At 57.6% G+C, this 12,658-nt stretch carries 17 protein-coding genes and 1 tRNA gene; 8 read left to right on the plus strand and 10 right to left on the minus strand.

Going from position 1 to position 12,658, the window contains the following annotated elements; genetic code table 11:
* The 5 genes from OCV64_RS04500 to OCV64_RS04520 all read right to left on the minus strand — a co-directional run.
* A partial coding sequence (locus OCV64_RS04500; protein WP_262669423.1) for a hypothetical protein occupies window positions 1–247 on the minus strand: 247 nt, incomplete at its 3' end.
* A gap of 13 nt (window positions 248–260) precedes the next feature.
* Window positions 261–593 (minus strand): hypothetical protein, encoded by a 333-nt coding sequence (locus tag OCV64_RS04505; RefSeq protein WP_186852274.1) that lies wholly within the window; start codon window positions 591–593, stop codon window positions 261–263.
* The gene (locus OCV64_RS04510; protein ID WP_262669424.1) at window positions 577–993 is read right to left on the minus strand and encodes a hypothetical protein; all 417 of its coding nucleotides are present in this window, start codon (window positions 991–993) and stop codon (window positions 577–579) included. The genes OCV64_RS04505 and OCV64_RS04510 overlap by 17 nt, the downstream gene beginning before the upstream one ends.
* A 12-nt stretch (window positions 994–1,005) precedes the next feature.
* A complete protein-coding gene (locus OCV64_RS04515) occupies window positions 1,006–1,437 on the minus strand; it encodes a hypothetical protein (protein ID WP_147573329.1) in 432 nt (143 codons plus the stop codon).
* Window positions 1,424–1,654, minus strand: a complete 231-nt coding sequence (locus OCV64_RS04520) for a helix-turn-helix transcriptional regulator (protein WP_147573330.1) — start codon at window positions 1,652–1,654, stop codon at window positions 1,424–1,426. Before OCV64_RS04520 ends, OCV64_RS04515 begins: the two co-directional genes overlap by 14 nt.
* Before the next feature lie 106 nt (window positions 1,655–1,760).
* Here OCV64_RS04520 and OCV64_RS04525 point away from each other — a divergent pair, with 106 nt between their 5' ends.
* The 6 genes from OCV64_RS04525 to OCV64_RS04550 all read left to right on the plus strand — a co-directional run bounded on the left by OCV64_RS04525 (window position 1,761) and on the right by OCV64_RS04550 (window position 8,375).
* The gene (locus tag OCV64_RS04525) at window positions 1,761–2,579 is read left to right on the plus strand and encodes a polysaccharide deacetylase family protein (protein ID WP_262669425.1); all 819 of its coding nucleotides are present in this window, start codon (window positions 1,761–1,763) and stop codon (window positions 2,577–2,579) included.
* 104 nt (window positions 2,580–2,683) lie between these two features.
* On the plus strand, window positions 2,684–2,854 hold the full coding sequence (locus tag OCV64_RS04530; RefSeq protein ID WP_262669426.1) for a hypothetical protein: 171 nt from the start codon (window positions 2,684–2,686) through the stop codon (window positions 2,852–2,854).
* A 190-nt stretch (window positions 2,855–3,044) separates the two neighbouring features.
* Entirely contained in the window at window positions 3,045–3,527 is a 483-nt protein-coding gene (locus OCV64_RS04535; RefSeq protein WP_186852270.1) for a MarR family winged helix-turn-helix transcriptional regulator, read from the plus strand.
* A gap of 1 nt (window position 3,528) precedes the next feature.
* Window positions 3,529–5,310: an ABC transporter ATP-binding protein gene (locus OCV64_RS04540; RefSeq protein ID WP_262669427.1), complete on the plus strand. Its 1,782-nt coding sequence runs from the start codon at window positions 3,529–3,531 to the stop codon at window positions 5,308–5,310.
* Window positions 5,310–7,463 (plus strand): ABC transporter ATP-binding protein, encoded by a 2,154-nt coding sequence (locus OCV64_RS04545; protein WP_186852268.1) that lies wholly within the window; start codon window positions 5,310–5,312, stop codon window positions 7,461–7,463. Before OCV64_RS04540 ends, OCV64_RS04545 begins: the two co-directional genes overlap by 1 nt.
* 69 nt (window positions 7,464–7,532) lie before the next feature.
* Complete coding sequence (locus tag OCV64_RS04550) at window positions 7,533–8,375, plus strand: glycosyltransferase family 8 protein (RefSeq protein ID WP_147573334.1); 843 nt, start codon at window positions 7,533–7,535, stop codon at window positions 8,373–8,375.
* 76 nt (window positions 8,376–8,451) lie between these two features.
* Here OCV64_RS04550 and OCV64_RS04555 read toward each other — a convergent pair whose 3' ends face one another.
* From OCV64_RS04555 to OCV64_RS04575, 5 genes are all read right to left on the minus strand, one after another.
* The gene (locus tag OCV64_RS04555; RefSeq protein WP_262669428.1) at window positions 8,452–8,634 is read right to left on the minus strand and encodes a hypothetical protein; all 183 of its coding nucleotides are present in this window, start codon (window positions 8,632–8,634) and stop codon (window positions 8,452–8,454) included.
* A gap of 85 nt (window positions 8,635–8,719) precedes the next feature.
* A complete protein-coding gene (locus OCV64_RS04560; protein ID WP_262669429.1) occupies window positions 8,720–9,130 on the minus strand; it encodes a hypothetical protein in 411 nt (136 codons plus the stop codon).
* 106 nt (window positions 9,131–9,236) lie between these two features.
* Window positions 9,237–9,650, minus strand: coding sequence for a hypothetical protein (locus OCV64_RS04565; RefSeq protein ID WP_186852266.1), 414 nt, complete (start codon window positions 9,648–9,650; stop codon window positions 9,237–9,239).
* The gene (locus OCV64_RS04570) at window positions 9,640–10,503 is read right to left on the minus strand and encodes a DUF3021 family protein (protein WP_262669430.1); all 864 of its coding nucleotides are present in this window, start codon (window positions 10,501–10,503) and stop codon (window positions 9,640–9,642) included. The genes OCV64_RS04565 and OCV64_RS04570 overlap by 11 nt, the downstream gene beginning before the upstream one ends.
* The gene (locus tag OCV64_RS04575; protein ID WP_262669431.1) at window positions 10,500–10,958 is read right to left on the minus strand and encodes a LytTR family DNA-binding domain-containing protein; all 459 of its coding nucleotides are present in this window, start codon (window positions 10,956–10,958) and stop codon (window positions 10,500–10,502) included. The genes OCV64_RS04570 and OCV64_RS04575 overlap by 4 nt, the downstream gene beginning before the upstream one ends.
* Before the next feature lie 174 nt (window positions 10,959–11,132).
* Here OCV64_RS04575 and OCV64_RS04580 point away from each other — a divergent pair.
* Both OCV64_RS04580 and asnS read left to right on the plus strand, forming a co-directional pair.
* Window positions 11,133–11,209, plus strand: a tRNA-Arg gene (locus OCV64_RS04580).
* Window positions 11,210–11,261: 52 nt separating this feature from the next.
* The gene (asnS, locus tag OCV64_RS04585; protein ID WP_262669432.1) at window positions 11,262–12,656 is read left to right on the plus strand and encodes an asparagine--tRNA ligase; all 1,395 of its coding nucleotides are present in this window, start codon (window positions 11,262–11,264) and stop codon (window positions 12,654–12,656) included.
* Window positions 12,657–12,658: the final 2 nt, after the last annotated feature.

Raw genomic sequence — 12,658 nt, forward strand, 5'->3', positions numbered from 1 at the left:
AACAAAAATGGGAATAGAGCAGGTATCCCACCCAGCCCAGGGCCAAATGGGGGACAGTGTAAAAGACAAAGAACACAGCCGTATATCCCCGGTTGCTTAACGTCCTGAAATACTGGTCCCATTTTTCACCATCCATATGGGATATTTTCGATTTCATCCAGACGGCCAGCAAAAACAGTCCGATGGCTAACAGAGCAGCCAGCTTCTGCAGCAGGTAGAAGGAGAGCACGCCTCCAATGATCCACATGGATATCCTCCTTTCAGCTTCCGAAGGTGAACCAGGCCAGCAGGGTGGCGCCGAGAGCTCCCAGAAGAAGGCCGCCCCAGAGATAGTGCTTCTCCTCGTAGGCGCTGGAGCGGTACAGCATACTGGCGGACATTCCCAACAGGAGAAGGGCCAGACCGCCCCGCCAGGCGGGATCCCCCTTCACGGCGCATAGAACGGTGAACAATTCCAGACAGCCCGCCCCAAAGCCAAGAGCCTTGCTGTTGGCACAGGCCTCAATTTCCTGATCCCGCTCGTCATATAACGGGCGGCGATTGGCCCATTTGACAGGCTGTTCTATAACATTTTTCTTATCCTCGGCGCTCATAGTAGAGATTCACCCCCAACATAATGATGAACATGGCGATCAATACGCCGCACAGAGTGGCGGCAACGGACAGCGCGAGAGCGGACTTGGTAAAGCCGTACAGTACAAGGGCTATCCAGCAGCCGCCCAGCAGCAGGTAGTTCATGATACGGACCGTCGCGTGGCCGGACTTGATCGCCAGATAGCGGTCCCGCTCATCGGCGTACCGGGAGAGCTCCTCCTCGATCCCTCGGTGGGTGAAGGCGAAATAAAAGCTGACCAGGGAAATGGATACAGCCAGCAGGGCGGACAGGAGGAAACGAAGCTGAAAGCCGTCCAATAGGAGTTTACAGGCACAGGCGGCCGCCAAAAACATCAACAGGATGCCGGAGGCCAGATTCCGGACGCTTTTGATCTTCACAGGACGAACCTCCTAGACATGTTTTTCATAATAGACGGCAAAGATAATGGACAGGATGAAACATAGGCTCACATTCAGTCCACAGATTAGGAAAAGGAAGCCGAATACAAGTTTTTTTGTGACGGCATAGGCCAGAACCCCCGCCAGCATGAGGGCCATCTGAACATAAAAGAGGATGTTGCCCACCATGGCGTCCCCCTTCAGGCGGACCAGCTTGTTGCGTTCGTCCCGTTCCTCGGTCTTATCCTCGATGGTGGCCCGTTTGGAGAAAGCCCGGACAAAACCGGTGACGCCCATTGCCAACAGGAGCACGGAGAGGATCACCGACTTGATCTGCTGGGGCAGAAAATCATGGGGGTCGACAATATCTCGGTACAGACAGAAGAGACCGCCTATCGTCCAGAACACGCCCCAAATGAGACCTTTTTTGTTATATATTTTCATATTCCTTGTCCTCCAGCTCCTTGTTTTCTTCCAGGCAGCATAGCTCCTCCAGACTGACTCCGAACACCAGAGCGATGCGGTAGGCCAGCAGCAGAGAGGGGTTGTACTGCTCCTTTTCAATGGAGATGATCGTGCGGGAGGATACATGGACCAAGTCGGCCAACTGCTGCTGGGTCATGCCGGCGGCGGCCCGAAGCTCCCGGACTTTGTTTTTCAACCCCAATCCCTCCTCCCTTTGGATATGAAGTATACTTCATGTGAAGCTTGCTTCATATTATACACAGGAGGGAGCTTTTGTCAAGCTGCTGGAAAACATTTTTTTCATGGAGAAATTTCCGCTTGGCCGCACATACTGTTCCCGAAGGGACAAGGAAGGGGCGGAGCGGGTGAAAACAGGAAAAATACTTTGGCTGGCGGCATGGCTGGCGGCCTTTCTCCTATGGCCGGGACCGCCGCAGGAGCTGACTATGACAGGGGGAGCGACTACGGTGGAGCTTGAGGAGGGAGAGCCTCCGCTGGTGGCACTGACCTTTGACGATGGCCCCAGAAATTCCACCACCGGCCGGCTGCTGGACGGACTGGCGCTGCGGGAGGTGCCCGCCACCTTTTTCCTGGTGGGCAACCGGATCGAGGGCAGCGAGGAGCTGATACGCCGTATGGCGGCAGACGGACACCAGATTGGGATTCATACCTTTGAACACGTCGTGGTATCAGACCTATCCCGCAAGGATTTTGACCTTCAGGTGGGCAAGACAAGGGCGCTTTTGGCAGAGATCCTGGGCGATGGGGAGTTTTGGCTGCGTCCCCCCTACGGCCTGTTTGACAGCTCGGTTCGCAAGTGGGCGGACTGCCCCATCATTCTGTGGTCGGTGGACCCGGAGGACTGGAAGGACAAGGATGTGGACCGCATTGTGGCAGCGGTGGTAGAGCATGTGAAGGATGGGGATATTATCCTGATGCACGATATCTTTGACACCTCAGTAGATGCGGCGCTGCGGGTAGTGGATAATCTGTTGTCTGAGGGCTACTGTTTTGTCACCGTGGAACAGCTGATGGAGGAGCGGCAGGTGGAGCCGGCGGAGGGAACTGTATTCCGGGCCCTGCCACCGAAGGGAGAGGATGGGAAATCCTCTGGATCATAGATAAGGGCGGCCCTGGGACGATTAAATTTGTAAAAACGATTGTATTTTCCCCCGGTATCAGGTAAAATAGCGGTAACCAGTAAAAACAAAGGAGGAAAACAGATATGAAGATAGCCCGTTTCGTCCTGAAGATCGTGGCTCTGTCCCTGGGTGCCGCCGCCATGGTCTGCGCCGTCATCGCCTATTGGGATGCGTTGGTTGAGCTGTGCGGGCACGCCAAGGGGAAGCTGCAGCGCACAGCCTGTGCCTCTGAGTATGACGATTACGAGGAGTAAATTCCCGTGAAAGGCCATAGAATAGAGGGCCGCCCAGGAAGGGCAGGCCCTCTATTTTGCTATTATTAGGGAAGGATGTAAACAGTTTTTGAATTTCAACGGGACCGTCTTGACATTTTTTAGAGCGGTGTTAAAATAATCAACGTGTTAATTATTAACCCGTTAATTAATTGGAAAGGAGAGGAGTGCTTTGATCCCGGTCTCCAACGAGCTGGAGCTGCTGTCCCAGCAGATTAACCTGGCGCACCGGGCCGCTGTTCAGGCGGAATTAATCGCCGCGGACCTAAACGAGATCGGCCACCCCATGCTGCTGACCATCCTGCAAAGCTGTGCCGACAGCGACCCGGACGGCCAGTGTCACGCCCAGCGGGAGCTGGCCGAGTTGCTGCATATCTCGCCGGCTGCGGTGGCAAACTCACTGAAATCACTGGAAAAGGGAGGATATATCCGGCGGGAGCGCGGACGAGACGCGCGGCGCAACCGTGTACTGCTTACCCCCAAGGGGCAGCAGGCGGTCATCGGCTGCCAAATGGCCTTTGAAACTGTGTCCCGGCGGATGCTCCAGGGCTTCTCCCCGGTGGAGCGGGAGCAGTTGCTCTCCTTCCGCCGGCGAATGCTCCATAACTTGCGGGGGGAGTCCCCCACAAAGACCCAAGCAAAGGAGGAACCTTAATTTGCTTTCTCTGTTTCTTACCCATTTGGAGGGGTACAAGAAGGACGCGATCAAGTCCCCCATCCTGATTACCCTGGAGGTCATCTGCGAGCTGATCCTCCCTCTGGTCATGGCGGAGATCGTGGATGTGGCCATCCCGGCCGGAGATGTGGGCTACATCTTTCTGATGGGCGGTCTGATGCTCCTGTTGTCCCTCTTCGCCATGGCCTGCGGCGTGGGCTCGGCAAAATACGCCACCTTCGCCAGCCAGGGCTTTGGCGCTAACCTGCGCCAGTGTCTGTTCGACAAGGTACAGGAGTTTTCCTTCGCTGACATCGACCGATTTTCTTCCGCTTCTCTCATTACCCGGATGACCAACGATGTCAACGCCATGACCATGATGCTGAATATGGGCCTGCGGATGCTGGTCCGGGCTCCGGTGATGCTCGTCGCCGCCCTGGTCATCTGTATTTCCATTAACGCCAGGCTGGCTATCGTGCTGGTGGTGGTCATCCCCCTGATGATACTGGCCATTGGAATTCTGATGAAGATATGTACCAGGCTCTTTGAGACGATGCAGAAGAAAATCGATGGGCTGAACAACACCCTGCAGGAGAACCTGGTGGCCATCCGTGTGGTCAAGGCATTTGTCCGGGAGGACCACGAGCGAGGAAAGTTCAAAAAGTCCAATGATGAGCTGATGGAGGCCGCTCTGAACGTAGGGCTGAAGATCATCGCTATCATGCCTATCATGATGCTGGCCATGAACGGCGCCACGGTAGCCGTCCTGTATCTGGGCGGCAGGATGGTTATGGCGGAGGGCTTTCTGCTGGGCGACTTGCAGGCATTTATCAATTATATCGCCCAGATCCTGATGAGCGTGATGATGGTGGCGATGGCCCTGCTCCAGCTCACCCGTGCCCAGGCCTGCGCCCACCGCATCCATGAGGTGCTGAACACCGAGCCCTCCGTGGAGAACAAACCCCAGGGCGAGATTTACCGGGTGGCCCCACCGGAGGGGCAGTCCGGGGCCGTAGACCGCGTCCTTCCCGCTCCCAGGGGCAGAGTGGAGTTCCAAAACGTTTCCTTCCGCTACGCGGCTGCCGGCACGGGGGACGACGTGTTGTCCGGTATTAGCTTTACTGTGGAGCCCGGCCAGTTCGTGGCCATTGTGGGCGGCACCGGCACCGGCAAGTCCTCGCTGGTCAACCTGATCCCCCGGTTCTATGATGTTACCGGCGGCGCCGTCCTGGTAGACGGTGTGGATGTGCGGGACTACCCGCTGGAGGAGCTGCGAGCCCGTATCGGCATGGTGCTTCAGACCAACGTGCTCTTTACCGGCACCATCCGGGAGAACCTGCTCTGGGGCCGCCCCGACGCCACAGAGGAGGAGATGATCCAGGCGGCCAAGGATGCCCAGGCCTATGACTTCATCATGTCCTTCCCGGACGGCTTCGATACCCCGCTGACCCAGGGAGGAACCAACGTGTCCGGCGGCCAGAAGCAGCGGCTGTGTATCGCCAGGGCCATGCTCCGCAAGCCCGCCATCCTGATCCTGGACGACAGTACCTCGGCGGTGGACTCGGCCACCGAGGCTGCCATCCGACAGTCCTTCGCGGAGAACTTGAAGGATACTACTGTGATCATTATTGCCCAGCGGATCTCCTCCGTGCAGTACGCTGACGAGATCCTGATCCTGGACGACGACCACATCGCCGGCAGGGGCACCCATGAGGAACTGCTGGCCAACAATACCATTTATCAGGAGATCTATCAATCTCAGCAAGAGGGGGTGGGTGGATAATGCCAGGACCCAATAGAGCCCCAAGAGGGGGCTATGCCAAACCGAAAAATATGGCCAAGACGATCCGCCGCCTTGTAGGATATCTGACCAAGAGCAAGCTGCCGCTGGTCGCCGTGTTCCTGTTTTTGATGCTGTCTGTGTTTACCAACCTGGGCGGCTCCTATATGATGCGGGATATCATCAACAGCTTCATCTGGTCGGGCTGTACCGACTTTGCCGGGCTGGCCCTGTCTGTGGGCAAGCTGGTAGGCGTCTATCTGATCGGCTGTGTGGCCACCTACTGCCAGTCCGCCGTCATGGTCCGGCTGGCCCAGAGGGGCGTCAACCGGCTGAGAAAAGACCTGTTTGACAGCCTTCAGTCCCTTCCCCTCAGCTACTTTGACAAGCATCCCCACGGTGAGCTGATGAGCCGCTTTACCAATGACGCGGATAACGTACAGATGGCTCTGGAGCAGAGCGTAGTTTCTCTGTGCTCTAGCTGCCTGATGTTTGTGGGTCTGGTGGCCATGATGCTGTTCATCAACTGGAAGCTCTTTCTGGTTACCGCCCTGCTGCTGATAGTGACTGTGTATCTCTTTAGGACACTGGGCGGACGGAGCCGGAAATATTACCAGCAACAGCAATCTGCCCTGGGTGATGTCAATGGCGAGATCCAAGAGATCATTGAGGGGCTGAAGGTGGTTAAGGCCTTCACCCACGAGGAACAGGCCAAGGAGGACTTCCGCAAGCTGAACACCGCCTACCGGGACGCGGCGCAAAAGGCCAACTTCTACTCCATCATGATCATGCCGGTTTCGGGCAACCTAATGAACATCAGCTATGCCCTCACTGCCGCCTTCGGCGGCCTGTTGTCCGTCCTTCAGGGCTTTGACCTGGGTGGCCTGGTGGTGTATCTGAACTACTCCAAGCAGGTTGGCCAGCCCCTGAATCAGATCTCCCAGCAGATGACCACCCTGCTGTCCGCCTTGGCTGGCGCTGAACGCATCTTCGATGTGATGGACACCAAGCCCGAGGTGGACGAGGGCACCGTCACCCTGATCGAGGTGGAGAAGGATGCCAATGGCACCCTGTCCCCCTTCAATGGAAAGGGACACTCCCACACCTGGGCGTGGAAGACGCCCAGGACCAGCGGCATGGCGCTTGTCCCCGTACTGGCGGAGGGCGACGTGCTCACCGAGCTGGGCCAGGCCGTTCGAGAGAAGACTGGGCTCAAGCTGCTGCTCCCCGGCGAGGACTCCCCGGATGGCATCTGGGTGCGGGTAGCGGCTGACGGCACCCTCATCGAAGTACAGGATCTGGCCTCTCTGGCCGGCCACGGCTGGGCCTGGAAATACCCGGACCACAACCACAATGCCTCCCTCCATCTTATCCGGGGGGCGGTCCGAAATGTCCCTGGTGAGGACTACTATCTCACTGAGCTGAAGGGCGCCGTCCGGTTCAGCCATGTGGACTTCTCCTATGTCCCCGGCAAGCGCATCCTGCATGATGTGTCCGTCTACGCCAACCCAGGCCAGAAGATCGCCTTCGTGGGCTCCACCGGCGCGGGAAAGACCACCATCACCAACCTCATTAACCGCTTCTATGAGATTGAGGGCGGTATGATCACCTATGACGGTATCAATGTACGTTCCATCCGAAAGGACGATTTGCGCCGGTCCCTGGGGGCGGTGCTTCAGGACACCCATTTGTTCACCGGCACCATTATGGACAACATTCGATACGGGCGGCTGGACGCCACCGACGAGGAGTGCATTGCCGCGGCAAAGAGTGCCAATGCCCACTCCTTTATCCGCCGTCTGCCGGACGGATACAACACTATGGTCACTGGGGACGGGGCCAACCTGTCCCAGGGCCAGCGGCAGCTGCTGGCCATCGCTAGGGCGGCGGTGGCGGACCCGCCGGTGATGATCCTGGATGAGGCCACCTCCTCCATCGATACCCGGACCGAGGCCCTGATCCAGAAGGGCATGGACGCCCTGATGGACGGACGGACTGTGTTTGTCATCGCCCATCGGCTGTCCACGGTCCGCAACTCCAACTGCATCGTGGTTATCGAACACGGCGAGATCGAGGAAAAGGGCAGTCATGATCAACTGCTGGAAAAGCGGGGCCGGTACTACCGCCTGTATACCGGGCAGTTCCAGCTTTCCTGACCGGAGGGAAGCCCTGCCCGGGGTTAGCCTGGGCAGGGCTTCAACAGACAGAGATAGGAGGACAGAGCGATGGAAACCACCCGGATGGATCTTCTTGTGACCCTGGACGAGCATTACCTGCCCCAGCTTAGGGTGATGCTGACATCCCTGCGTCTAAGTCATCCCGGCGTCCAGTGCAGGGTCTATCTACTCCATCGGAGCATCCCGGAGGAGCGGCTGGCCGCGCTGGAGAGCGGCCTTGCCGGATGGGGCTACCAGTTGGTGCTTATCCGAGTAGATGAGGCTGTTTTTCAGGATGCTCCGGTGACAGACCGGTATCCCCAGGAGATGTACTACCGCCTGCTGGCCGCCCGCTTTCTGCCGGAGGAGCTGAAACGGGTGCTGTACCTGGACCCGGACACCCTGGTGATCAACTCTCTGCTCCCTCTGTGGGAGCTGGAGCTAGACGGCCATCTGTTTGCCGCTGCGGCCCATACGGGCAAGACGGAGATTGCCAACAATGTCAACCGCTTCCGGCTGGGGACGGAGGGAGACTATTACAATTCCGGCGTACTGTTAATGGATTTAGAGCGGTGCAGAAACGAGATTCACACGGAGGAGCTGTTCGATTACGTGTCTAACCACGGGGACGAGCTGATCCTGCCGGACCAGGATATTCTCAACGCGCTCTATGGCGGCCGGGTGCTGGCTGTGGACGATTTTATATGGAACTATGACGCCAGAAATTTCAGCAACTACTTGGTGCGGAGTATGGGAGAGGCGGACCTGGACTGGGTCATGGCCCATACCGCCGTCCTGCACTTCTGCGGCAGGGAGAAGCCCTGGAAAAAGAACTACCGCCGCCGGTTCCGGGTGCTGTACCGCCACTATATGAACTTGGCGGACAAATACCTGCCGGAAGCCGGCACATGAGTTGAAAGGGCCCTGTCCACATGGACAGGGCCCTTTTTTCTTACAGATTTGAATGGGTCTCCGTTTGACGCTTTTTTCACTCCGACCACTGGGCCACGGAAAAGAGCGCCCCTGCCCCCAGAAAGCAGACCATCCCTGCCAGCATGACCAGGACAGCGGGCCCCCACTTGGCCCAGCGGGGCAGACGGCTCCGGGAGAGGAAGAACTGGATGATCCCTGCCGTCAGGGGCGTTAAGACGAAAAAGGCCAGGGCTTCCACAGGGCACCTCCGTTTTTCAATGTATAGGGATAAAAACAGTCAGGCTGCCGGGAAGCCCCAAAGCGGCCAGATGGGAAACAAAACATTATATAGACGGATCTCTTTTTTCGTGCTTGTCCCTCCCCCGGCCCAGCTTCCCAACACCCCATACAATCCAGGCCAGAATACAGCCTGCCGTCGGTGCCGTGCACCAATATAGAAACAGGACCCATCCTAGGACGGCCCATCCAGCGCTGCCCACAAAGACAAGTCCGGGGACCAGAAGCAACATCAGCGGGGCGAACAGCCGCCAGTGTGGCTTTGCCAGACGGCACAACAGCAGTTGGAGAAAAAACATGGGGATGCTGTGGAAGTACAGGAGCAGACCCTGGTGCCAGGGCGGGATGTTCAGAGGCAGGTCCCAAAAGGCGGAGAGAAAGATCACCAGATAGGCTGCCAGGGACATCAGAAACAAAGTCAACAGAATTTTATCTGTTTTGTCCATGATAGGCTTCATCTCAATCGCTCCTTTCTTGTCCGCGATTCTATCATGCATCGGAAAAGGATCATAAGCCGGACACCGGCAGGGGTCAGAGGGACAGCCTCAAAGGAGACAAGAGGCTCTATTTCGGTTTGCCCAGCTTCCCTCCCAAAAAGAGGGACAGCGCCAACAGGGAGCAGTATATCCCGTACAATAGGTGCTCTAGCGTATCAAAGGAAATAAAACCGCCTCCGCTGGGATAGAATTGAATATAAGGCCCCACACCTATCGACAGGAGCAGGGCATAGCCGAGCAGCAGGGCCACACTGACCCGCGCAAGCCAGATCCCCAGAGTGTCCCGCCCGGCTCTGGCTGACAGCCGCCGTGTCAGGAAGCCAAACAGGAATAAAAGCGGGAATAGGCCGAGAAGAAGCCACATCATTACGGTATCACAGGACCCAGACACACTGTAATGGATATACCCATCCTGATATTCCGCTGAAATGTTCTCTACAAATCCCAGCATTTCCATGGGCCAATACCATTTAATCTCCATGGTCAGCCCCCTCACTGGGCGTTCGATTCTTTCTTGGGAACGCCCGACGGTACAGCCAGCCCATCACGTTGCCAGCCAGGGCGGGGAGAGCGATCATAAAGCAGTGAAACAGGGCGGAGCTGTTATATATCAGATATACCATGGGCAGATAGAACAGGAAACAGGCCAGGGGATATAGGGGGCATACTCCCTGCCGCTTTCCCAGGGACAGGCCGGATAGATAACCTACTACCGGCAGGATCAGATAAGGCAGAAGCAAACCGGACAGTACGGGAACATCTACCACAAAGGTCCTGTCCACCCACCTCAGCGCCGCCGGCAGCAGGTTGCACACCAACAGCAAGAAGGGCAGATAAGGCAGGGTTTCCCGCCACTTCAGGGGAGAGGGACCGGCAGCCAGCCCCAACAATTCCCGAAGCTGGATCACCTCCATATACCACCCGATCCACCGGCCCAGCCAGATCAGGAAATAGAGCAGGGTCAGCAGAGCCACCCACAGCAGCAAGTCCCAGCCGAAATCCAACCACCGGCAGCCTGTCAGTAACAGGGAGAAACAGAGGACAGTGGCTCCCCAATGGACCAGGGAGAGCAGGATCAGCTTTTTTCCCTCGTTTGCAAATGGCAGGGTGGCTAAGGAGACCACGGCCCCGAAGAGACCGCCTAACAGGAGCTGGACTACTAAGGCCAGTGCCGCCGAGCCGTAAAACTGGACCGCGGCGGGGGACACTGGGATAGACTGTCCATTGGATACTCCAAAGGAGAGGAGCAGCCAGGCCAGCAGGGTGGTCAGAATAGCGCCTAATAGGGTGCCGGCGGCCAGACGGATGGACCAGATTTTACGGATATCCCTCATGTTTTATCCCCACCTCTCAGGTTCAAGGTATCCTTGATCTTTTTCACATACCGCCGGGATACATAGGCGTGGACCGCCCCTTCCAGAGTCATTCGGATGGTCCCGGCCAGGGACAGGTCGATGGCAGTCACCCGGTCCAGATTGATGATCTCACTGTTGGAGATGCGGACAAAGCGGGTGGTGTCCAGCCGCTCCTCCAGCTCGTACAGCCGCAGGCGAACAGGATAGGTCTGCTCTGCCGTCTGGGCGGATACGCCCTTGCCATCGGCAAAGAAGCGGAGAAATTCCTCCTGCCGGACCGGCAGGGCCCGCTCCCCGCGCCACACGGTGATGGGGCCCAGAGAGAGGCCGGACAGATGCGCTCGAAGCCGCTCCAGGGACGGGCTGTCCTCCCCGGCCAGGATGACCACCTTGGGTTCCTGCCGGCCAGGCTCCAGCTTCAGTTCTACCTCCATGACCGTTCCACCTCCCTATGTTTTTCTGTCCCCAGTATATCCGTTTTGACCCCGAAGGTCCAGAGATTTGGGACAGGTGGTCGTTTTTCCGGGATAAATGGTTTTACATTCCCCGTTGACAACCTCCTGACAGTGCGATAAAATACAAAAGATACCATGGAGAGTCCACCATACGCCCCTGTACCTCACCGGGATAGAGGGTCCGCCTCCTAAGCGGAATGTAGTGCGTTCGAGTCGCGCCAGGGGTGCCACTCCGGCGGACATCTCCATGGCATCGACTTTTTATACATGGAGATGAATGAAATGGAACGCGTCACCGTCGCCGCCATCTTTGCCGACCAGGAAAAGCTGGGTGGCCAGACCGTCACCGTATGCGGCTGGGCCCGGACCATCCGGGACATGAAAACCTTTGGGTTTATCGAGCTGAATGATGGCTCCTGCTTCAAGAACCTGCAGGTCGTCATGGATGCCAATGTCCTGGACAACTATAAGGAGATTGCCGGTCAAAACGTGGGCGCCGCGCTGATCGTCCGCGGACAGGTGGTGCTGACCCCCGAAGCCAAGCAGCCCTTGGAGGTGAAGGCCACTTCTATCCAGGTGGAGGGTGTTTCCGCCCCCGATTATCCCCTGCAGAAGAAGCGCCACAGTGTAGAGTTCCTGCGGACCATCCAGCACCTGCGGCCCCGGACCAACCTGTTCTCCGCCGCCTTCCGGGTGCGCTCCGCCACCGCCCACGCTATCCACTGCTTCTTCCAGGACCGGGGCTTTGTCTATGTCCACACCCCCATCATCACCGCCAGCGACTGTGAAGGGGCGGGCGAGATGTTCCAGGTGACTACCCTGGACCTGGAGAACGTGCCCAGGAACGAGGACGGCACTGTGGACTACACCCAAGATTTCTTCGGCAAGCGGGCCAATTTGACCGTATCCGGTCAGCTCAACTGTGAGAACTTTGCCATGGCCTTCGGCAACGTGTACACCTTTGGCCCTACCTTCCGGGCGGAGAATTCCAACACGCAGCGGCACGCCGCCGAATTCTGGATGATCGAGCCGGAGATGGCCTTTGCCGACCTGAACGACTATATGGACAACGCCGAGGCCATGATCAAGTATGTCATCCGATATGTCATGTCTCACTGCCCGGACGAGATCGACTTCTTCAACTCCTTTGTGGACAAGGGCCTGAAGGAGCGGCTGGAGCACGTAGCCAACTCCGAGTTCGGCCGGGTCTCCTACACCGAGGCGGTGGAGATTTTGAAGAAGGTCAACGACCAGTTCGACTTCAAAGTGGAGTGGGGCACCGACCTGCAGACGGAGCACGAACGATACCTCACCGAGCAGGTGTTCAAGCGCCCCGTCTTTGTTACCGACTACCCCAAGGAGATCAAGGCCTTCTATATGCGCCAGAACGATGACGGCAAGACCGTGGCCGCCGCCGACTGTCTGGTGCCAGGCATCGGCGAGCTCATCGGCGGCTCCCAGCGTGAGGAACGGCTGGAACTGCTGGAGGGCCGCATCAGGGAGCTGGGCATGGACCCCAAGGACTACTGGTGGTACTGCGATTTGCGGCGCTACGGCTCCTGCCGGCACGCCGGGTATGGCATGGGCTTCGAGCGGATGGTGATGTACCTCACCGGTATCAACAACATCCGCGATGTGGAGCTTCACCCCCGTACTGTGGGCAATGCAGAGTTCTGACA

Origin of the sequence: Muriventricola aceti (genome assembly GCF_025567565.1) — a bacterium.
Lineage (GTDB): Bacteria > Bacillota > Clostridia > Oscillospirales > Oscillospiraceae > Lawsonibacter > Lawsonibacter aceti.